Below are 20,366 nucleotides of genomic sequence, written 5' to 3' on the forward strand. Positions count from 1 at the left end.
GGGAGGTCGCGGACTAGCCCACAACTCGGTGAAGCTGTGCCGATAACCACGGCACCATCTCACCGTCGATGAGGCGCTCATCCACCCAACCCAGATCGTTGTTTGGCATCAGTCCATACAGACGTTTGCCTGGGCCCAAAGCAGCTGGCCCCGTCGCGGTCACCATGGTGGAGGCGCTTTCCAGCTCCCACGCGCGCTCCGTCATGGGCTTGCCGTACATGATCTCGACCATGCCATCGGAGTGCGAGATGATGAGTTCGATTTCATCTTTGTCGTTGATACGCCAAAAACCGGTCTCGCGACGATCAGGGGTAGACATGGGCTGGCCGTCGTCATCCATTCGCCAGGTGCGGGACTCGTAGCGCAGACGGTTTTCTCCGTCGTGGGCGATAACGATCTGCTGGCCGAAAGTGTGCTCGCTTTCACCGGGATGCGCCGCTTGGCCCTGTCCTCGCCACACACCTACCAAAGGCAACAGGGCAAGCAGTCCATCGTGCAGATTTGGGCCGAGACGAAGATTCGCTGTATCGGCAGGAATCGGGATGTCCTCAAAGTCCGGCACGTTCTTGTGAGCCGTCTGCTTCGCTGCTTCGGCAGCACGATCCACGGCCTGGTTTGGATCTACTTTGCCGGGTGCGTGTGTTTCGCCACTCTCTGCAGGTTCGTTCCGGGGGTTTGCTTCATCACTCATGGACCCCAAGCATACCGGTCGGCTATAGGCCCGGCTTTTCCTCCTCCGCCAGGCGGCGACCGTGAGGGATCAGGTCTTGCAGGCTAACGGTGGTGTAAAGCTGTTCTGACTCGAAGAAAATGGAACCACCCGCCACATAAACCCGCTTCGGCTTTTCTTTGAGGGGCAGTCGTTCTCCGGGGATCTTGAGGGTAAAGGCCTGCTCAATACGACTTCGAGTTTTTTCGCTTAGCTGATCGCCTTCTACTAAGGCCGCAGAACCCAGGAGCCCTTCTTGCGCGGTTTCCGATGGCCCCTTCAGAACGGCGGTGGGGGTGAGGTACACATCGCCTTCTTTGATTCGCAGCTTCATCTCGACGGTCGCTGGGGCCTTTAAGCCTTTCGGTGTGCCCTCGAAGATGGCCTCGGTTTCCCAACCACCACGTGGTGAAATATCGTCGCGGTTCTGTATGAGCAGATCGTCGACCTGCATCTTATTGCCGATTGTCACCCCGTCCAGTTGCAGCCGCGTGAATACCTTTTTGGCTGGCGCATTGGTGAAAGGTTGTCCTAGTACGGCCCGCCACGGCAGCGTGACATATTGGGCGGATTTATGCACGCTCATGAGTCCCCACCCGGGCATGTCCACGTCCTTGGCGTTGACAGTAATAGCTTGTACTTCGTGGGTGAAAACAGATGCGGTGTAGGGCGATCCTGCGACAAACACGCTGGGCGGATTGGCGAGGTTGGAGTTTTCGTACAGTGTCTTTGAATACAGGTGCTCGGTCCGACCTGCGACCAGGCTGTCGGTGAACGCGGTAACCACAACCAGGATGACCAAGGTGATTAACGCGCGCACTCCCCACTTCGCCCAGCGGGGGCGAGCGGGCACAGGTGCGCAATTCGCGCGGGCTGCCGCCGGCGAATCGGTTGTCTCCGCAGGGGAGGCCGATTCTGCAGAACTATTATCGAGATTGGTCATCACTCACATTTTTACCCCACTTCACCGATTCCCCAAGTCACCGCACTACAGTAGGCCACAGCAATAAGGAAGAAAGGCTGGCCGTGAACATTGTCATGCTGACGAATGCCGCCGATATCGGCGGGGCGCTCCCCGCCCTGCCTTTGCTGAGTTATTCCCTTACTCGACTTGACGCCAAAGCTGCATCGATCCGGGAATTGAGCGGTGCGGATATCGTCATCATCGATGTGACAGGGGATAATCTCCTGCGTGCCCGGGATCTTTGCCGTGCGGTCGCCGCCGCCCATCCCACGTTGCCTGTCGCCATTGCGATTGCAGAAGCCAGCCTCATTGCGGTGGACTCGTCGTGGGCGGTCGATGATTTTATGCTTCCAAATAGCTCGCCCGTTGAGATTGATACTAGGTTGCGCCTACTCACCACCAGGCGCCCAGTTGCGGTCGACCAGGCCGAAAACTCCCAGGTAGCCGCCATCGGAGGTCTGGTGGTGGACGAGGTGACATATGTGGCCCGCATCGATGGCGCCCCTCTGGACCTGACTTACAAGGAATTCGAGCTCCTCCACTTTCTTGTGCGCAATGCGGGGCGCGTGTTTAGCCGGGAGCAGCTGCTGCAGGATGTGTGGGGGTATGACTATTTCGGTGGCGCTCGGACGGTAGATGTACATGTCAGGCGGCTGCGGGCGAAATTGGGTCGGGATTACGAACATTTGATCGCCACTGTCCGTAATGTGGGTTACAAGGCTGTCGCTCCGGAGGAGTGGCAGTAGCCCCCGTGGAATGGAAAAGCTATGACTGGACACATTGACACCGAAGTTTTCACCGATCTTCCTACCGATCTTGAGTTGGTCGAAAAGATCGAGGAGGTACTCGATCGAGTCACTGAGTCAGATGGCGTGGCCCCCTTGGGGGAGGCGTTTCTGCGGGGTTTGCGGGAAGACCGCGGGCATACTCACGTTGTTGCATTTGAAAAGGGTGAGGTAGTCGGTGTTTTGGCCATCGATTCTGACCGCGTTGTGGAACTGGCTGTTTTACCTTCTCGACGCCACGCTGGAATCGCCACACGCCTGTTCCAGGCACTCAAGCAGTCGGCTGGTTTTAGCGGGGTAGTGGATGTCTGGGCACACGGGGATGGGTCGGAAGCACAGCGATTCGTGGCCACATTGGATGCGCGGCGTACCCGTGAGCTGCTGAAGATGGCGGTATCGTGCCCTCCCGGCTCTCCGAGAGCGAACGAATTTGCCATGATGGCCGAACGCGCGCGCAAGAGCTTGACCGGCAGCGGAATTAAGGTCCTGAGCTATGCGGAGGCCTCGGAGAAGTTTGGCGTCGATCATGTAGACGAAGAGTGGGTACGAGTAAACAACGAAGCTTTCGCTTGGCACCCGGAGCAGGGTGGTTGGAGCGTGGAGCACCTGCGCCGAGAAAAGGACACCGGCTGGTTTGATCCGGATGGGGTGCTGATGTTGTGGATTGACGATGAGAACCCGGAATGCATGGGGTTCCACTGGACCAAGATTCCTCTGGCGGAGCGGGAGAAGGACGAAGGACAACGGGTCGGTGAGGTCTACGTTGTGTGCCTGGCGGATGCGGCGCGTGGCAGGAAACTAGGAGGCCCCGTGACTTTGGTGGGGATGGACTACCTCATGGACCGTGGTGTGGGGGAGATTGAGCTGTACGTAGAAGGAGATAATGCGCCGGCGGTATCTACGTACGGGAAACTGGGATTTTCCGTCGTACATACCGATGTGGTGTACCGAGGGCAGCTCTAACTGGGATTTTCCGTCGTACATACCGATGTGGTGTACCGAGGGCAGCTCTAACTGGGATTTTCCGTCGTACATACCGTTGTGGTGTACCGCGAGGGCGGCTCTAACTGGGAGCGCTGCCGTGTATTGGTGGGCGTGTGTTAGCGAGGTCCTCTCGTAGCGACCTTCGCAGAAACCAAATGCGGCTGGCCGTAGGCGGGAGGGCCACCACGTATGCTCAGGTGCTGGGGTCAAACCAATTGCGGGGGCCGGCGGGGGATTGGTGTGGTGAGCTTTAGCGGTCAGTTTTCGTTGTGGGGTCGGGGAGGCTGATGGTGAAAATGTGACCCCAGTGCGCTTTGAGGTTAATTCAAGGTAAACTCGATGTGAGAGCGCCTGTTTCGGGGGTAGGGGGGTGGTGTGCTTTCCAAGGAAAATCCAAGGTTGATGCTACGAAGTTTTACTGCTCCGACCAGCGAGTTTGGTGGAGTTAACGAAGAGTTAACCTCTAGGGCTCCTAGAGTCCATAGGCGGTCGTTAGATTCTCAACCGAAGCACAAACACCTGTTAGGTGGGCTGCGCGCAAAGTCGGTCACCAATCGACCGAGGCTATACAGCTTGCGAGAACTGGGAAAGTTTCGTGCATATTCAATCCACACTGCTGTCACAAGACCGATATTCGGAGGAATGTAACGTGACCTTCACTAACAAGCGTGCTACCGCTGCTGCCGCAGCTCTGATGGCTGGCTCCTTGATCCTGACCGCCTGCTCTTCCGCCGATAAGGGTGGTTCGAACGGTGGTTCTGGCAAGAGCGAGAGCAGCTACCCAATGACCGATGCTAAGGGCGAGCTGAAGGGTGAGGGCGCAAGCTCCCAGCAGAACGCTATGGAGAACGTTTTCGGCCCAGCCTTCTCTGAGGCCGGCAATACCTTGGCTTACAACGCAACCGGTTCCGGCGCTGGTCAGACCCAGTTTGTTTCCGGCCAGGTCGACTTCGCGGGTTCTGACTCCGCATTGAAGGACGACCAGATCGATGCCGCTAAGAAGCGTTGTAAGGGTAACGATGCATGGCACCTCCCAATGGTTATCGGCCCAGTAGCGGTCGCTTACCACGTTGAGGGCGTTGACTCCCTGAACCTGTCCACCAAGACCGTGGCAAAGATCTTCAAGGGCGAGATCAAGAACTGGAACGATCCTCAGATCGCCAAGGAGAACGAAGGCACCGAGCTGCCAGACAAGCCAATTTCCGTGTTCTACCGCTCTGAGGAGTCCGGTACTTCTGACAACTTCCAGAAGTTCCTGAAGGCCGCCACCGGCGACTGGGAGGGCGAGGGCAAGGCCTTCCCCACCAAGGTTGGTTCCGGCGTTAAGGGCTCCACCGGCGTTGCTGGCGAGGTTGAAAAGACCGACGGTGGCATCACCTACGTTGAGTCCGGTTTCGTGAAGGACAACGACAAGGTTAAGCCAGCCAAGATCGACTTCGGTGCAGGCCCAGTTGAGTTGAACAAGGAGTCCGTCAACAAGGCTCTGGAGAATGTGAAGTTCAAGGGCGAGGGTAACGACCTGGTTGTTGACTCCAAGGCTCTGTTCGCTCAGAAGGGCGAGGGTGAGTACCCACTGGCTCTGACCACCTACGAGATCGTTTGCTCCGCAGGTTACGACGACAACGTTGCGGGCCTAGTCAAAAACTTCATGTACACCATCCTGGACAACCAGGAGAAGCTCGGCGACGAGGGTTACATCCCAGCTGAGGGTGAGTTCAAGAAGAAGCTTGAGACCGCTGTTGGCGCTCTGAAGTAATTCGGCGCTATCAAGTTGCTACTTCGGTGAGTGCAGAGAAGTAGTTACAAATATGTCCTGCTAGCGCTCACCAACCTAGCCCCCAAGTCGAATTTATCGATTGGGGGTATTGGTGCGAAATAGGCATTACGTTACATTCCTAAGTATTTTAAGGACCCACTTTCATGGCACATGCCAACAAAATCGAGGTTGATCGAGAACCTCAGGCGGTTGCGACGGAGGGGCAAGGGCGCAATCAGCTCGAAGCTCCGGATGGCAACAGCCAACGTGTTGGAGGCTCGCACGTCAAGCGGCCCGGAGACGTGATTTTCGAATCGCTCGCCAAGACTTCGTCCATCCTCATCACCTTGATGATCGCACTGATCGGCTTGTTCCTCATCTGGCGTGCCGCTCCTGCACTGGGGCGTCTGCGCGATGGGATCGGAAGCTTCTTCACCTACGGCGATCGTTGGGACACCAACTACACGACTAACGACGGTGGATGGATGCAGTTCGGCATTCCGAACTTGTTTTTCACCACTGTGTTGGTTTCTCTTCTCGCTTTGCTGATTGCGATGCCAGTCGCATTGGGCGTGGCGATCTTCCTGTCCAACTACTGCCCAAAGAAACTCATTAAGCCCCTCGGCTTCCTCGTGGACCTCCTGGCTGCGGTCCCTTCCATCGTTTTCGGTATCTGGGGTATGCAGATCCTCGGGCCAAGCCTGGGTGGATTCTACGAATGGCTGTCGTCCACCCTTGGCGGATTCTTCCTCTTCAATTTCCAAGACGGAACGTCGCCACCATTCTCTACCAGCCGTAACGTCTTCACTGGTGGCATCGTCCTCGCTATCATGATTCTTCCCGTGATTGCGGCAACCGCGCGCGAAGTGTTTGTGCAAACCCCACGCGGCCAGATCGAAGCAGCTCTGGCACTGGGTGCCACCCGCTGGGAAGTTATTAAGATGACCGTTTTGCCATTCGGTCTATCCGGTTACATCTCTGGCGCGATGCTCGGCCTTGGTCGTGCGCTGGGTGAAACGATGGCGTTGTACATGGTTATCGCGTCCGCACCTAGTTTCCGTGCTTCTCTCATGGACGGTGGTACCACCTTTGCCACGGCCATTGCTAACGCTGCTCCCGAGTTCAATGACAACCTCAAAGCCGGTGCCTACATTGCCGCTGGTCTGGTGCTATTCGTCTTGACTTTCTTGGTCAACGCGGCAGCGCGCGCGGTTGTAGCGAAGAACAGTTAGGAAAAGGACATGTCACACGCTGTAACCGAAGCTCCAACAGGAGCATCTAACCAGCTGCTCCAGGGAATCTCTGGTAGCCGCAAGGCCAAGGACAAAATCGCCACAGTGCTGGTTTACCTGACTATGGCCTTGGCGCTGGCCCCACTTATTTGGGTTGTTGCAAACGTGGTTATCAAGGGCCTGCCCGTGGTTCTTGATTCCAGTTGGTGGGCCTTCGATATGGCCGGCCAACCTAACTCCAAGCCCGGTGGCGGTATTTCGCACGCCATTATCGGTACCTTGACTCAGGTCATTGTGACCTCATTGCTCTCCGTTCCCATCGGTGTGTTCACGGCAATCTACCTGGTGGAATACGCCAACGGAAGCTTCCTTGGGCGCATCACCACTTTCATGGTGGACATCCTTACCGGTGTTCCTTCCATCGTGGCCGCTTTGTTCGTCTATGCCATGTGGATCACCATGTTCGGTTTCGACCGCTCTGGCTTCGCAGTTGCTATTGCTTTGGTCTTGCTGATGATCCCGATCATCGTTCGCAACACGGAAGAGATGCTCCGCATTGTTCCGATGGATCTGCGTGAGGCCGCTTTCGCCCTGGGTGTTCCTAAGTGGAAGACCATCTACAAGATCGTTTTGCCAACCGCGCTATCCGGTATCGTCACCGGCGTAATGCTGGCTGTGGCTCGCGTGATGGGTGAGTCCGCCCCAGTTCTAATCCTCGTGGGCGCAACCCCAGCCATTAACTGGAACGTATTCGAAGGAAACCAGAACTCCCTGCCACTGTTCATGCTGCAGATGTACCAAGCAGGTACGAACCCCAACGTGATCGACCGCATGTGGGGTGCCGCATTCACCCTGGTGCTATTGGTTGCCGTCCTGATGATCGGCGCTCGCCTGATTTCCAAGCGCTTCTCTGTCAAGGTCTAAACGGCCAACGCAGTCAACTCTTCTCATCGCTAAACACTGAACACACCTTGGCTCCACAACCGCGGAACCGGGCCCTAAGCCCAGGTGCGGAGCCGAACAAATACTTAGGAGTACCTCATGGCCAAGCGCCTTGACCTCAAGGATGTCAACATCTACTACGGTGACTTCCACGCTGTACAGAACGTCAACCTCAACATTCCCCCACGTGCTGTGACCGCCTTCATCGGCCCATCAGGTTGTGGCAAGTCCACCGTGCTGCGCACCCTGAACCGTATGCACGAGGTAATCCCGAACGCCACCGTACAGGGCGAAATCCTCCTCGACGGTGAGGACATCTACGGTCCAAAGATCGACCCAGTATCCGTACGTAATACCATCGGCATGGTGTTCCAGAAGGCCAACCCATTTCCAACCATGTCCATCGAAGAAAACGTGGTCGCTGGTCTGAAGCTGTCCGGTGAAAAGAACCGCAAGAAGCTGCGCGAAGTTGCCGAAAAAGCTTTGCGCGGCGCCAACTTGTGGGAAGAGGTGAAGGATCGTCTCGATAAGCCAGGCGGTGGCCTCTCCGGTGGCCAGCAACAGCGTCTTTGCATCGCCCGTGCTATCGCTGTGGAACCGGAAGTTCTTCTGATGGACGAACCATGCTCTGCTTTGGATCCAATTTCCACTCTCGCGGTGGAGGATCTAATCCACGAACTCAAGGAAAAGTTCACCATCGTTATCGTGACGCACAACATGCAACAGGCAACCCGTGTGTCCGACCAGACCGCGTTCTACTCCCTGGAGGCAACCGGTAAGCCAGGTCACCTCGTCGAGGTTGGACCAACCAAGAAGATCTTCGAAAACCCAGACAAGAAGGAAACCGAAGACTACATCTCTGGACGCTTCGGATAAGTCCTACTGTTGCTCGTCAGTCGAGTAGCCCGAGGAATAAAGTGGCGGGAAGCCGGCGAAAATGCCGGCTTCCCGCCACTTTTGGCGTCAAAGGAAAAGAAAGCAGGAATTACAGGCATACTGGGAAGGGATGGCCACCAACCCCAACCCCTGCGAGAGGAGCGTTCAAAGATGACTAGTTTGCATGTGGTGCTGATGGGTGTCAGCGGCAGTGGTAAGACGACCCTGGCGCGCAAGATGGCCGAGCGCACCGGATGGGAGCTGCTAGAGGCCGATGACTTGCACCCAGAAACGGATATGGAAATCCTGCAGGGGGGCAAGCTCCCAGATGAGGAAAAGCGAGGGGCTTGGCTAGCCAATGTACGCGACTGGATGACTGCTCGCGCCCACGAGGGGAAGAACACCGTAGTGGCGTGCACAGCGTTGCGTAAAGAACACCGCACGGTGTTGAACGAAGCAGACGGGGTGGTGTTCTACGTTCACCCATACGGGACGGAAGATGTGCTCGCTGATCGCATGCGGCGCCGTGTGGGGGAGGATATGCCACGTGCGCTTCTGGATGAGCAGCTGGCCATTTTACGACGCCTCGAAGCAGACGAACGCGGCATCCAATTGGACATCGATCGCCCCGTGGACGATCTGCTGGAGGATGCACTCGCGGCCGCTCACTTTGCGCACCGGGCGTATTCCGAAGAAGCGTAGAGTAAGTCAGATCGGCGACGAACACGGGGATTGGCCGGTGCACTAGGGCGTGATTGAGTGTGGTGGTGTGAGTTTTCGCGCATTTGCTTCTGCGCTCTTGCGCGTCTTTTAGAACGTGGAGCCGTAGCGACGGGCAACTTCCTTAAACTTGGCGCGGATTTCATCCTCGGCCTGTTTTTCCAAGATGGATTCACTGTATTCTTCGGATTTCATCCCCGTCGCCAGGTAAACCATCCGCTCACCAATAGTCACGGCGTGATCCGAGAATCGCTCGTAGTAGCGCGAAAGCAGAGTTAAATCGACGGCCTCCCGCACAGTGTATGGCCATTCGCGCTGCGTAGTGAGAATGAACAAATGCTGGTGAATATCATCAACTGCATCGTCGTCCGTGAGGAGCTCCAGCGCCTCATCTGGATCCGCGGACGTTAAGATGTCATGGACCTTCGTCGCTGCCGCGCACCCCAACCGAGACATCTCGGAGATGTAACCGCGTAGCTCCTCGGGGACTGCCACTTCTGGATGCCTGCGGCGAGCAATCTTGGCAACGTGAATAGCGAGAGTCCCCATTCGGGTCAGGTTATCCACAATGGAAATCGCTGCTACGACCAGTCGAAGTTCACGGGCAAGTGGGCTTTGAAGCAATAGAATCTCAAAAGCTTTTTCCGACGCCTCATCGCGCTGTCGCTCAATAACCTCGATGCTGTCGACCACTTCTTCAGCCAATTTCAAATTGGCGGTCAACAATGCATTTGTGGCGGACTCCATCGCGTTATTGGTGAAATCAGCCATTTGAAGCAGGTCGTGAATGAGCATGTCGAGCTGCTCGCGGTAGGCGTGGCGCATGGGATACGAGTGTAGTGCGTTAGCCACCGCTGTGCATGATTTCAGCCCCGTCTGGAACTGTATCGTCCTCCGGATCGTCGAGCCATCCCTCGGGCAGCAAGACCTTGGCAGGGGAGCCCTGGCGCCCGCGGGGCCCGTCGGCATCGTCCGCGAGGGCGTCGGATTCCCAAACAGGATCCAAGGCCCTACGAAGGTCAGCTAGCGACTCGATGGTGGCCAGCGTACGGCGAAGTTCACCACCAGCAGGGAACCCCCGCATGTACCAGGTCATGTGCTTGCGCATGTCACGGCAGGCTTTGAACTCCCCATCGTGCTCTGCCAGCAGTTCCGCGTGGCGCAACACAATGCGGGCAACTTCCCCCAGTGTGGGTTCGCTTGGGACCGGAAGGCCCTGCAGTTCGGCGGACAGCTCAGCGAACAGCCACGGGCGACCCAAGCAGCCACGACCAACGACCACGCCGTCGCAACCAGTTTGGTCCATCATCGCGCGGGCATCAGTGGCTTTGAAAATATCGCCATTGCCCAGAACCGGTACGCGCCCGTCCATATGCTCGACGAGGCGGGTGATTTCATCCCAGTTGGCATCGCCGGAGTAGCGCTGGGCAGCGGTGCGCGCGTGCAAAGCGACGGCGGCTGCACCTTCGTCGGCGGCGATGCGACCGGCGTCTAGGTGTGTGTGATGATCGTCATCGATTCCCACGCGGAATTTCACCGTCACGGGGATGTCTGTGCCCTCCGTCGCTTTGACCGCAGCAGCCACAATATTTCCAAACAAACGGCGCTTATACGGCAGCGCGGAACCACCACCCCTGCGGGTTACCTTGGGGACGGGGCAGCCGAAGTTCATATCAATATGATCGGCGAGGTTTTCGTCCACGATCATCTTGGCTGCTTCGTAGGTGTATGTCGGGTCCGTGGTGTACAGCTGCAAGCTGCGCGGTTGTTCGTCAGGGCCGAAGGTGGTCATGTGCAAGGTCTTGGGATTGCGTTCGACCAAAGCGCGGGCGGTCACCATCTCGCAGACGTAGAGTCCAGAAACGCTGCCGATCTTCTCCCGTTCCTGTTCCCGGCACAGCGTGCGAAATGCCACATTGGTGATGCCGGCCATGGGTGCGAGCACAACGGGGCTGTTGAGGCGTAGTGAACCAATCCGCAGAGCTTCACCGTGTGCGCTAACGGGGGAATGGGGGAGAGTAGAAGTCACCCCCATATTCTCACACCCCACCCCCTCGAGAGTCCAAATTGCCGGCTGTGTGCTTCTCGTGCTGAGTTGCGAGGAGAGGTGCGGGAGGTGTTGCTATGTAGATTGTTGGGTTTTGCGGGTGAGGCTGTTGGGGCCGCGGGTGAGGCTGTTGGGTTTGCGGGTGAGGCTGTTGGGGCCGCGGGTGAGGCTGTTGGGTTTTGAGGAATCCTGCCGCTTTCCGGCGCCGACGTTTTCGCGCTGAACCCGGCGCCGACGTTTTCGCGCTTGAACCCGGGCCGACGTTTTCGCGCTGAACAACGAATGTGCAGCAGAAGTCGAACAAAAACGCGCAATTTTGTCAGAGTTCTGCTGCACATTGTGTAATCGAGGGCGTCGGTGGTGGGCGCCTCGCCTCCCACAGCTGAAGATCCTCAATCCAGAGTTCAAATCGAGGGCGTGGGTGGTCGGCGCCTCGCCTCCAACAGCTGTAGATCCTCAATCCAGAGTTCAAATCGAGGGCGTGGGTGGTGGGCGACTCGCTTCCCACAGCTGTAGATCCTCAATCCAGAGTTCAAATCGAGGGCGTGGGTGGTCGGCGCCTCGCCTCCAACGCCATTCGTAATCGGGTGATGCGGGCGCAGGATTGCGAAGGTGCGGTACTGGGATGTGAACCAAGTTGGCACAGGGGCCGCAGGGGTGGTGGGCAGCGACGCAACGTGTAGACATCAATGGCGCCCGACTTTGCCCTGAGGGGTCTGAGCGAGTCTCCCCATAGATGTGTAGGCTGTTGGCGTAAGCGACGGCCTTTGACCTGCGGTTATAAACGTATAACTGCAGCCGGGGGTTCTTTTGTCTCCGACGCCAAACTGGGTTTGACCCCAATCCCAATTGGCGCGGGTCGTTAGCCTGTTACACGGTTTGAATCACAAACCGGAAGAAGAACTACCTTCAAGGAGGAACGATGTCTGAGCGCATCGGTAATGAACTGTTTAAGTCCAAAGTCATGACTGCGGAAGAGGCAGCCGAATTCATCAAGCACGGTGATCGGGTCGGCATGTCTGGGTTTACCGGTGCGGGATACCCGAAAGGTCTGCCGACGGCTATAGCTGAACGCGCCAAGGCGGCCCACGACCGTGGTGACGAGTTCCGTATTGACATGTTCACCGGCGCGTCCACGGGCCCAGACTGCGACGGTGTTCTGGCAGAGGCGCATGCGATCAATTACCGCACGCCATTCATCACTGACCCAGTTGTTCGCGAGCAGATCAATGCTGGTGAGATCAAGTACCAGGACACTCACCTTTCCCATCTGGGCATGTTCGTTGAGCAGGGTTTCTTTGGCAAGTTTGATGTGGCAATCATCGAAGCTGTCCGTATTACGGAAGAGGGCCATATTGTGCCGTCTTCTGCAGTGGGCAACAACGTCGAGTTCATGGAAGCCGCCGATAAGATCATCATTGAGATCAACGAGTGGCAGTCGCCGGACTTGGAAGGAATGCATGACATTTGGATGACCCCCAAGCTGCCGAACCGCACCCCGATTCCGATCAACAACCCTGGTGACCGCATCGGTACAACCTACATTCCCGTTGACAAGGAAAAGGTCGTGGCAGTGGTGAAGACTGATGCCACTGACCGCAACGCGCCATTTAAGCCAGCCGATGATGTCTCTAAGAAGATCGCCGGGCACTTCCTCGATGTCCTTGAAGGTGAGGTTGAGGCGGGTCGTTTGACTTACGACGGTTACATCATGCAATCCGGTGTAGGCAATGTACCGAACGCGGTGATGGCAGGCCTGCTGGATTCCAAGTTTGAGAACATTCAGGCATATACCGAGGTTATTCAGGATGGCATGCTCGACTTGATCGACGCGGGCAAGATGACCATCGCATCTGCAACGTCTTTTGCTCTGTCTCCTGAGGCAGCGGAGCGCATGAACGATCAGGCTAAGAAGTACCGCGAGCATATCGTTCTGCGTCCGCAGCAGATCTCTAACAGCCCAGAGGTTATTCGTCGTATGGGCCTGATCGCATCCAATGGTGCCGTGGAAGCGGATTTGTACGGCAATGTGAACTCCACCAATGTTTCCGGTTCCAAGATGATGAATGGAATCGGTGGCTCGGGTGACTTCACTCGTAATGCGTTCTTGTCCACCTTTATTTCCCCATCACAGGCTAAGGGAGGGGCTATTTCGGCAATTGTTCCGTTCGCGTCCCACATCGACCACACGGAGCACGACACGATGGTGTTCATCACCGAGTATGGTTACGCCGATCTGCGTGGCCTGTCTCCCCGTGAGCGGGCTAAGAAGATGATCGCTGTGGCACACCCCGACTACCGTCCTCTGCTGGAGGAGTACGTAGAGCGCGCCACCGCTGAGGGCAGGCCGCTGCATACGCCTCACGACTTGAAGACTGCTTTCCAGTTCCACATCAACTTGGCTGAAAAGGGCAGCATGAAGGGTTAATTGGCTCCGCTGCCCATCTGTATCTCCGGATGTGGATGGGCGGAGTCCTAGCGACCTCCGGTGCCTTTTCTGGGGGTCGATTAACAACTTGTGAATGCATGCCCCTAAGATGGTTAGCGCTGACACAGGGTTAGGCGTGATGCCTGACCTGTTCGGCGTGGGCCTTTAGCTCAGTTGGTAGAGCTACGGACTTTTAATCCGCAGGTCCCGGGTTCGAGCCCCGGAGGGCCCACTGCATTAAACCTCGATGCGAACCGTTCGCCGGTTCCATCGAGGTTTGTTTTTCTTTCGTCGGTTCCAATGAGCTTGGGTTTTCGTTCGTCGGTTCCAATGAGCTTGGGTTTTCGTTCGTCGGTTCCAATGAGCTTGGGTTTTCGTTCGTCGGTTCCAATGAGCTTTGGTCTTATGAGAGGCCCTGTAGGCCCCTTAACCTGCTGGTTTGTTTCTTTTCGCCAACGTGGTTTAGACTGAGCGAGCTGCTGAAGAGCGAGTGATCGTTTTTAGCATGCTCCCATCGTCTAGAGGCCTAGGACTCCGCCCTTTCACGGCGGCAACACGGGTTCGAATCCCGTTGGGAGTACGGCCCTGTGGCGCAGTTGGTTAGCGCGCCGCCCTGTCACGGCGGAGGTCGCGGGTTCAAGTCCCGTCAGGGTCGCCATTGTGAAGCCTCGAGACATCGTTCCTTTCGAACGATGTCTCGAGGCTTTTTGGGTGAAGCAACCAAAATACGGGGGTTTGTGGGCGTGTCGGGGGGATGTCCATCGGTTGTGCTTTGGGAAGTCATCGAGCAGTCGTGTTGTGTCTGTAGTTGCCATCTTGGTCGCCGGGATTGTTTCGACGATGACGCAGTCTTCGCACTGCATACTCCGAATACCCTTGATAGGTTGCACCTAGTCGGTTCGGTAGGTTTGCGTTGAAGGTGTGAGCAGTAGTGCAAAGTGAACAGTCAAGTGGCCTCTTGGGCGAGAGGGCCGTTTTTGACAAAACTGTCGACCGCAGAGATTTTCTTCAACTTGCGGGGCTCAGCTCGGCTGTCATTTCCGCTGGGATCGCGGCCCCCGCAGCGGCCCAATCATCCTTGGGCTCTAGTGCCGCTGAGGGACGTGCGGCCGGAGAGTGGGCTAAGTCAGACTTGTTTGGGCTTGGGGTAGCTTCCGGTACGCCCCGCGCCGAATCGATGATCCTGTGGACACGACTTGCACCCGATCCGCTTGCTCCTGACGGACATGGCGGCATGCCACCACGAAGTGTTCTGGTGCATTGGGAGGTGGCAACAGCCGAAGACGAGGGGTTTCGGTCCCCGGTTGCAGTCGGGGTCGCACTGGCACAGCCGGAGCTGGCTCATTCGGTGCACCCACAGGTAACTGGGTTGAAACCTCGCACAGAATATAGATTCCGCTTCCGGGTAGGGGATCAGACAAGTCCTGTGGGGCACTTTAAAACGCTTCCGATGCCAGATCAAGACGTGGAACAGTTTTCTTTCGCTGTGGCTTCGTGCCAAGCGTGGTATCACGGGCACTTCACTGCATGGCGGCATTTGGCCAATGAAAACCTCGATCTCATCTTCTTTGTCGGAGACTACATCTATGAATACGCCATTTCGAAGGAGGATAACCTCAAAAGACAAGGGGTCGAGGTACCAGAACCGTTCGCGCACACAGTTCAAACTCTCGAGCAGTATCGCCTGCGATACTCACTGTTTAAATCAGATGAGCATCTGCAGGCGGGGCACGCGAAAGCTCCAATGGTCGTGATTTGGGATGATCACGAGGTAGAAAACAATCACGCGGGGTGGTGGTCGGAGAAGGGGACCGAAAAAGCGCATTTTGCGTATCAACGTGCGGCTGCGTACCGCGCATTCTACGAGAACACCCCTGTCGCACCTGAGGCCTTTCCTAACGGCCCCCATTCGCAAATCTACAACGCCTTTGACGTTGGCCGGCTCCTTCGATTCGTCAACGTGGACACACGCCAGTATCGAGATGCTGTCGTCGATCCGTCAGATGTGGAGGCGCTCAACCGCGAGACCCGCAGCATTCTTGGACACAGGCAGGAACGTTGGATGCATGAGCAGTTACAGAACTCACCCGCAAAGTGGAATGTGCTGACCAACAGCGTGGTAGTGGCACCAATTGCTGACGACAAGGTAGATCAGTGGGATGGCTTCCCCTCATCGCGTAAACGATTGCTGCAGACAATGCGGAGCGTACAGAACCCGGTGGTGCTCACAGGGGATATTCATCAGCATGGTGCTGTTGAACTATGGGGCGATTCCGGTGAACCGGTTGGTATCGAATTGATATGTACGTCCATAGCATCGGATGGTGATGGTCGACCCGGAAGTTCCAGTGCCGATTGGCTTAAGCATCCCTACGTGAAAAAGATGGATCAACGCCGCGGTTACATACTCGTCGACGTAACAAAGAAACAATTGAACGCTCAATTTGTTGTTGTGCCGTATGTGGAGAAAGACGATCAGGCTCCTCGCGAAGTCGCCTTCACTTACCGCTCACCCAGTGGCTCCCGCCGTCTAATTGAGAAAGGCTTTTAATATGCCGTTCGGATCTTCTCAGGTTAGAAGCAGCCGACCATCACCAACCCCCGTGATCAAGCACAAAGCTGGATTGATGGAGATTAATCTTGCTTGGGAGCCGCTGGATTGGGCCATACCTCTGGATCACTACCGAGTGGAGGGGCGTAGTAAAGGGCACGGTTGGAAACTGCTCAAGAAGACTATTTTCCCTGTGTTCAACCACAACAGGTTGAGACCTGAAGGGGAGGAGTGGCTATATCGAATCAGGACGGTTGATGCAGCGGGCAATATCTCTCGCCCGTCTCGGCCGGTTCGCGCCAAATCCCTCCGGTCTGTAGTTACTGGGGTACCAATCGTTAAAGCGGGCCATTTTGACCGCCAAAGTGTGGGTCTTCAATTCGCGCCGAAGGATTACAAGAAGATTCCAGTGGCTTTCCCAGATGGGAAGATCACCGTGTCGGGCGCGAACCCGGACATTCCATATTTGCTTCCAGGACCTGGGGATTCTTGGGCCGGTGGCAAATGTTACTCCTTGACCTGGGATTTCAACTTCCCCAAAGCGAGTATTCGCACCTCAAGGACGAAGATCTATCTGGCATTGTGGTTCATTGATACAACAAAGCTGGGGGGATTGCTTAACGTTGAACTGGGCGGGTTCGGAAAAACTTTAGAGATTCCGAAGGGGGAGACAGCGGGTAGCAAGAGAGGCGATGCTCGACGCGATGATGGTGCGCTCAAGCCGGGATGTTGGGAACTGGAAGTTCCAATTGCTGATCTGAGGGAAGGAAGGAACAGGCTTACCCTTACCTTGCGACAGGGCGGATGGATTGCTTGGGATGCGATGGGGTTATTCGCCATCGAAATCCAGGGGCAATCCCCCGATCTGCCAACCTCAACTGCCGATTTGGTGGAACGGTCCTAGGCTGTGTAGAGTAACCACTCGTGCAAGTAAACGACCCGCGCACTGGTGTGAGGGTGATGCAACGAGCACGGCCCTGTGGCGCAGTTGGTTAGCGCGCCGCCCTGTCACGGCGGAGGTCGCGGGTTCAAGTCCCGTCAGGGTCGCTCCGGAGTTCGGATGTCCGAATTCCGTGGCCAGATAGCTCAGTCGGTAGAGCGTTCGCCTGAAAAGTGAAAGGTCGCCGGTTCGATCCCGGCTCTGGCCACCATTTCTAAACTGTCCTAGCGAAATAGCTAGGGCAGTTTTTTGTTTTCGAATGCTCCCGCCCTCGCTACTTGACCGAATGCTGGCACAATGGGAAAGGTCAATCGCACAGCCTCAATCGAAGGGAATGAAATATGAGTGAAGATAATATCGAGGTAACCCACGAGCAGAGCCAGAGCCGCTTCGTTATCTCTGTTGACGGCCAGACTGCAGGTTTTGCGGAGTACAGTCCAGTCGCGGATAGCGATGGCAATGAGATTCGAGACTTCAACCACACAGTAGTGGATTCGGCATTCCGTGGTCGAGGTTTATCCAAGCCTCTGATTTCCAGCGCTCTGGATAGCACTCGCGCCGATGGCCTGAAGATTCGCGCCACCTGCAGCGCCGTGAAGGGCTTTATCGCAAAGAATGAGGATTACGCAGACCTCGTGGCCAAATAGTCTCCTGCAAACGCGCAATGCCGGTGTGAGCCCCGTCCCCAGTTCAAATGAGGGAGAGGGAAACGCACCGGCGTTGTCGTGCTTTAGACGGGGTGCTGGCCGAACCCGGGCAGCCTCATACGGCTAACCTCGCACCGAACCCGGGCAGCCTCACACGACTAACCCTGCACCGAACCCGGGCAGCCTCACACGACTAACCCTGCACCGAACCCGGGCAGCCTCACACGGCCAACCCCGCACCGAACAAGGGCAGCCTCATACGGTCAACCCCGCACCGAACACGGCCAACCCCGCACCTAGGCATGGGGGGTTGCTGATTGTCCCTTCGGCCGCTCGATGCGGACAGCCCATGCGCGGGTAAAGTCAAGCTCCCAGGACCATCCAGCCTAGGGCTAGATGTTGTTCTGCATATCATCAACCCACTTCACCGCATCGACTAACGGCGTGGTTTGGCTGGGCTTTCGTGGGCGGATCTTGGCTGGGATACCAGTCAGGATGGAGTTTGGAGGCGCATCCTTCGTCACGACGGCATTTGCACCTACAGCGGAACCGTCGCCGATGGTGATGGGCCCCAACACCTTCGCTCCAGCGCCGATCATTACACCGTTGCCGATCGTGGGGTGGCGCTTGCGCTGAACGAGCTCCGAACCTCCCAAGGTTACGCCGTGGTAAAGCATCACGTCGTCGCCGATCTCCGCGGTCTCACCGATGACAATCCCCATGCCGTGATCGATGAAGAAACGACGGCCGATTGTTGCACCTGGGTGGATCTCAATTCCGGTGAGGCCACGGGTAATTTGGCTAATCACGCGTGCTAAGCCCTTATATCCGCGGTTCCAGAGCGCGTGGGAAACGCGGTGAGCCCAGATTGCGTGCAAGCCGGAATACACGATGGCATTCTCGACGTCTCCCCGGGCAGCTGGGTCGTGAAGGCGGGCATTCTGCAGGTCTTCACGAATGCGTCCTAGGATGCTCACGGTGCGAAGATTTCCTTTCCGTTGCAAATGGTCGTGCACGACCGATTTTTTGAAGGCTAGACGATCGGCGCGTGCCTGCCACCCATGCAGGGCAGGCACCATGGGGCCTCGTTGTTAGTCTCCAACTTACTGGTACAACCGCAGATGATCTTGTTTATTCCCGGTTAAGCCGATCTACTGTTTGGTGGAAGTACTGGTTGTGGATAAATCAGCCCTGAAAACACCGGCTGCGACAACAACCCCCCGATGGAAACTCTGGCGGGAATTTCAGCCGGGGGCGGATTCTTGCGGTCGTGGAAACACATCCTATATTTCTGATAACCCTAGCAGGGCGGCCATTCGTTCTGCTGGAGTGTCGAAGTCGAGTGTTTTGCGGGGACGCCGGTTAAGCTGCATTGCTACGAATTCCAGGTCGTGTTCGGTGTGAACGCTTAAGTCGGTTCCTTTCGGGAAGTATTGTCGCAGTAGCCCATTGGTGTTTTCGTTGGTACCGCGTTGCCACGGCGATCCCGGGTCACAGAAGTACACTGGGCAGTCTGTGGCGACTGAAAAGGATTTGTGTCCTGCCATCTCACTTCCTTGATCCCAGGTCAACGATCCTTTGAGGTGATTGGGAAGAGTGCCTATGGCCTTGACTAAGGCGTTTCTGACAGCGACAGCGTCATGGCTATCAGGAAGATGCAGCAACATCACATACCTGGTAGTTCGTTCGACGAGAGTTCCGATAGCGGACTTGTTTCCTTTGCCTAGTATCAGGTCGCCTTCCCAGTGCCCTGGCACAGCTCGGTCTTCGACCTCGGCAGGCCGGTCCGAAATCATCACCATCGGATCGATGAATCGGTTCCTGGCAATACGTTGCCCGCGCGGTTTGCGCACTGTGCGTCCTTGGCGCAGGCATGATGCGATTTCTTTCTTCAACTCGCCTTTGGCCTGGAAGAACAAAGCTTGGTAGATGGTTTCAGTACACACGTGCATAGTGTCATCGCCGGGATGATCTTTACGCAACCGTCCAGCAATCTGCTCCGGAGAAAGCTTCTCACGCAGCATATCCATAACCGTTGGCCATAGAGCCGGCACGGAGTCGATCTTGCGTTTTTTGGGCCGGAATCTCCGAAGCACTGATTTGCGATGAGCATGAGTGGGCAAATACAGACCAAAGTCATCTTGGTTACGGCGTAGCTCTTTGCTGATAGTGCCGGGTGAGCGGTTCAACCGGCGGGCTATGGCACGCACTCCTACTCCCTGATGATGCACATCAGAAATAAGCTCACGTTCTTCAATGCTGAGATACCGCGGTGATATGCGCTGATCAATACGAGCCTGGGGCACGATAGCAATAGGTAGTGACTGTCGGCCGTCTACATACTCAAGAACCTGCATGAGCCGGTTATACAGTGCTTTATCGGGCCCATCGGGTTCAAACGCTACGCGCTGTCTGCCCAGTTTGATCAGACCTTTGTCGATATCCAGAGCATCACGTTGATTGATGCCACACACCGATGCAGCATCCTTGCGCCCTAACGCATTGACTCTAAGCTGTAGGTACCCGCAGCGTCTGGTGGTTGCGGCAGCTCGTCGTCCATGCGGGTTGCGTTTCCACAAGCCCAGTTCAATACCGATCCGATAGACCACGCTCGAGTTGACCTTGCATTGACGAGCAATATCCATCGGCGCCCAACCAGCAAGCCACAACTGGCTGATACGCTCTGAATCCTCCGATGACGTAACACGATATCGTCGAACTTCCACGTCCAACTGCCGGGCAAGCCGATACGCCACAGAATGAGGCAACCCGACGCTGACAGCGG

The 20,366-nt window shown here is 56.4% G+C and carries 17 protein-coding genes, 5 tRNA genes and 1 pseudogene; 17 read left to right on the forward strand and 6 right to left on the reverse strand.

Translation table 11 applies throughout. The annotated features are described in order from the left end of the window. Nucleotides 1–13: 13 nt before the first annotated feature. Both CAURIC_RS02280 and CAURIC_RS02285 read right to left on the reverse strand, forming a co-directional pair. Entirely contained in the window at nucleotides 14–691 is a 678-nt protein-coding gene (locus CAURIC_RS02280) for a heme-binding beta-barrel domain-containing protein (RefSeq protein ID WP_035114427.1), read from the reverse strand. Between the two features lie 22 nt (nucleotides 692–713). Further along, nucleotides 714–1,652 (reverse strand): LmeA family phospholipid-binding protein, encoded by a 939-nt coding sequence (locus tag CAURIC_RS02285; RefSeq protein ID WP_156963457.1) that lies wholly within the window; start codon nucleotides 1,650–1,652, stop codon nucleotides 714–716. 83 nt (nucleotides 1,653–1,735) lie between these two features. On the opposite strand from CAURIC_RS02285, the gene CAURIC_RS02290 reads away from it, so the two are divergent. From CAURIC_RS02290 to CAURIC_RS02320, 7 genes are all read left to right on the forward strand, one after another. After that, the gene (locus CAURIC_RS02290) at nucleotides 1,736–2,419 is read left to right on the forward strand and encodes a winged helix family transcriptional regulator (protein WP_290183202.1); all 684 of its coding nucleotides are present in this window, start codon (nucleotides 1,736–1,738) and stop codon (nucleotides 2,417–2,419) included. 21 nt (nucleotides 2,420–2,440) lie between these two features. After that, a complete protein-coding gene (mshD, locus tag CAURIC_RS02295; RefSeq protein WP_035114424.1) occupies nucleotides 2,441–3,421 on the forward strand; it encodes a mycothiol synthase in 981 nt (326 codons plus the stop codon). 670 nt (nucleotides 3,422–4,091) lie between these two features. After that, the gene (gene pstS / locus CAURIC_RS02300; protein WP_035114421.1) at nucleotides 4,092–5,198 is read left to right on the forward strand and encodes a phosphate ABC transporter substrate-binding protein PstS; all 1,107 of its coding nucleotides are present in this window, start codon (nucleotides 4,092–4,094) and stop codon (nucleotides 5,196–5,198) included. Nucleotides 5,199–5,362: 164 nt separating this feature from the next. Next, a complete protein-coding gene (gene pstC / locus CAURIC_RS02305; protein WP_035114417.1) occupies nucleotides 5,363–6,430 on the forward strand; it encodes a phosphate ABC transporter permease subunit PstC in 1,068 nt (355 codons plus the stop codon). A 9-nt stretch (nucleotides 6,431–6,439) separates the two neighbouring features. Further along, nucleotides 6,440–7,354 (forward strand): phosphate ABC transporter permease PstA, encoded by a 915-nt coding sequence (gene pstA, locus CAURIC_RS02310; RefSeq protein WP_035114413.1) that lies wholly within the window; start codon nucleotides 6,440–6,442, stop codon nucleotides 7,352–7,354. A gap of 117 nt (nucleotides 7,355–7,471) precedes the next feature. Then, nucleotides 7,472–8,248 (forward strand): phosphate ABC transporter ATP-binding protein PstB, encoded by a 777-nt coding sequence (gene pstB, locus CAURIC_RS02315; RefSeq protein WP_070434923.1) that lies wholly within the window; start codon nucleotides 7,472–7,474, stop codon nucleotides 8,246–8,248. 171 nt (nucleotides 8,249–8,419) lie between these two features. Then, entirely contained in the window at nucleotides 8,420–8,950 is a 531-nt protein-coding gene (locus tag CAURIC_RS02320) for a gluconokinase (protein WP_035114410.1), read from the forward strand. 108 nt (nucleotides 8,951–9,058) lie between these two features. On the opposite strand, the gene phoU is transcribed toward CAURIC_RS02320, so the two are convergent. Both phoU and dusB read right to left on the reverse strand, forming a co-directional pair. After that, on the reverse strand, nucleotides 9,059–9,793 hold the full coding sequence (phoU, locus tag CAURIC_RS02325; RefSeq protein WP_035114407.1) for a phosphate signaling complex protein PhoU: 735 nt from the start codon (nucleotides 9,791–9,793) through the stop codon (nucleotides 9,059–9,061). Between the two features lie 19 nt (nucleotides 9,794–9,812). After that, the gene (gene dusB / locus CAURIC_RS02330) at nucleotides 9,813–10,901 is read right to left on the reverse strand and encodes a tRNA dihydrouridine synthase DusB (protein WP_425474818.1); all 1,089 of its coding nucleotides are present in this window, start codon (nucleotides 10,899–10,901) and stop codon (nucleotides 9,813–9,815) included. A 1,036-nt stretch (nucleotides 10,902–11,937) separates the two neighbouring features. Between dusB and scpC the strand changes: the two genes are divergently transcribed. From scpC to CAURIC_RS02380, 10 genes and pseudogenes are all read left to right on the forward strand, one after another. Further along, on the forward strand, nucleotides 11,938–13,443 hold the full coding sequence (gene scpC, locus CAURIC_RS02335; protein ID WP_035114405.1) for a succinyl-CoA:acetate CoA-transferase ScpC: 1,506 nt from the start codon (nucleotides 11,938–11,940) through the stop codon (nucleotides 13,441–13,443). Nucleotides 13,444–13,602: 159 nt separating this feature from the next. Further along, a tRNA-Lys gene (locus tag CAURIC_RS02340) sits at nucleotides 13,603–13,675 on the forward strand. 275 nt (nucleotides 13,676–13,950) lie between these two features. After that, nucleotides 13,951–14,023: transfer RNA gene (locus CAURIC_RS02345), tRNA-Glu, on the forward strand. Between the two features lies 1 nt (nucleotide 14,024). Further along, a tRNA-Asp gene (locus CAURIC_RS02350) sits at nucleotides 14,025–14,101 on the forward strand. A gap of 273 nt (nucleotides 14,102–14,374) precedes the next feature. Then, nucleotides 14,375–14,875: pseudogene (locus CAURIC_RS02355) on the forward strand (PhoD-like phosphatase N-terminal domain-containing protein); the annotation flags it as partial. Between the two features lie 18 nt (nucleotides 14,876–14,893). Next, on the forward strand, nucleotides 14,894–15,994 hold the full coding sequence (locus CAURIC_RS02360; protein WP_235700763.1) for an alkaline phosphatase D family protein: 1,101 nt from the start codon (nucleotides 14,894–14,896) through the stop codon (nucleotides 15,992–15,994). A gap of 52 nt (nucleotides 15,995–16,046) precedes the next feature. Further along, on the forward strand, nucleotides 16,047–16,898 hold the full coding sequence (locus CAURIC_RS02365) for a fibronectin type III domain-containing protein (RefSeq protein ID WP_052095026.1): 852 nt from the start codon (nucleotides 16,047–16,049) through the stop codon (nucleotides 16,896–16,898). Between the two features lie 69 nt (nucleotides 16,899–16,967). Next, nucleotides 16,968–17,041, forward strand: a tRNA-Asp gene (locus CAURIC_RS02370). A gap of 28 nt (nucleotides 17,042–17,069) precedes the next feature. Further along, nucleotides 17,070–17,145, forward strand: a tRNA-Phe gene (locus CAURIC_RS02375). Between the two features lie 130 nt (nucleotides 17,146–17,275). After that, the gene (locus CAURIC_RS02380; protein WP_035114402.1) at nucleotides 17,276–17,581 is read left to right on the forward strand and encodes a GNAT family N-acetyltransferase; all 306 of its coding nucleotides are present in this window, start codon (nucleotides 17,276–17,278) and stop codon (nucleotides 17,579–17,581) included. A gap of 392 nt (nucleotides 17,582–17,973) precedes the next feature. Here CAURIC_RS02380 and epsC read toward each other — a convergent pair whose 3' ends face one another. Together epsC and CAURIC_RS02390 are read right to left on the reverse strand one after the other, a co-directional pair. Beyond that, nucleotides 17,974–18,558: a serine O-acetyltransferase EpsC gene (gene epsC, locus CAURIC_RS02385; protein WP_070433708.1), complete on the reverse strand. Its 585-nt coding sequence runs from the start codon at nucleotides 18,556–18,558 to the stop codon at nucleotides 17,974–17,976. Nucleotides 18,559–18,864: 306 nt separating this feature from the next. Beyond that, nucleotides 18,865–19,860, reverse strand: coding sequence for an IS30 family transposase (locus tag CAURIC_RS02390; protein ID WP_156963469.1), 996 nt, complete (start codon nucleotides 19,858–19,860; stop codon nucleotides 18,865–18,867). Between the last annotated feature and the right edge of the window lie 506 nt (nucleotides 19,861–20,366).

Origin of the sequence: Corynebacterium auriscanis (assembly GCF_030408435.1) — a bacterium.
GTDB lineage: Bacteria > Actinomycetota > Actinomycetes > Mycobacteriales > Mycobacteriaceae > Corynebacterium > Corynebacterium auriscanis.

What these genes read in the sequence shown, in the direction of transcription:
- CAURIC_RS02280 (WP_035114427.1), bottom strand. Translation starts at nt 691, where the DNA reads ATGAGTGATGAAGCAAACCCCCGGAACGAACCTGCAGAGAGTGGCGAA.
- CAURIC_RS02285 (WP_156963457.1), bottom strand. Translation starts at nt 1,652, where the DNA reads ATGACCAATCTCGATAATAGTTCTGCAGAATCGGCCTCCCCTGCGGAG.
- mshD (WP_035114424.1), top strand. Translation starts at nt 2,441, where the DNA reads ATGACTGGACACATTGACACCGAAGTTTTCACCGATCTTCCTACCGAT.
- pstC (WP_035114417.1), top strand. Translation starts at nt 5,363, where the DNA reads ATGGCACATGCCAACAAAATCGAGGTTGATCGAGAACCTCAGGCGGTT.
- pstA (WP_035114413.1), top strand. Translation starts at nt 6,440, where the DNA reads ATGTCACACGCTGTAACCGAAGCTCCAACAGGAGCATCTAACCAGCTG.
- pstB (WP_070434923.1), top strand. Translation starts at nt 7,472, where the DNA reads ATGGCCAAGCGCCTTGACCTCAAGGATGTCAACATCTACTACGGTGAC.
- CAURIC_RS02320 (WP_035114410.1), top strand. Translation starts at nt 8,420, where the DNA reads ATGACTAGTTTGCATGTGGTGCTGATGGGTGTCAGCGGCAGTGGTAAG.
- phoU (WP_035114407.1), bottom strand. Translation starts at nt 9,793, where the DNA reads ATGCGCCACGCCTACCGCGAGCAGCTCGACATGCTCATTCACGACCTG.
- dusB (WP_425474818.1), bottom strand. Translation starts at nt 10,901, where the DNA reads ATGGCCGGCATCACCAATGTGGCATTTCGCACGCTGTGCCGGGAACAG.
- scpC (WP_035114405.1), top strand. Translation starts at nt 11,938, where the DNA reads ATGTCTGAGCGCATCGGTAATGAACTGTTTAAGTCCAAAGTCATGACT.
- CAURIC_RS02360 (WP_235700763.1), top strand. Translation starts at nt 14,894, where the DNA reads ATGCCAGATCAAGACGTGGAACAGTTTTCTTTCGCTGTGGCTTCGTGC.
- CAURIC_RS02380 (WP_035114402.1), top strand. Translation starts at nt 17,276, where the DNA reads ATGAGTGAAGATAATATCGAGGTAACCCACGAGCAGAGCCAGAGCCGC.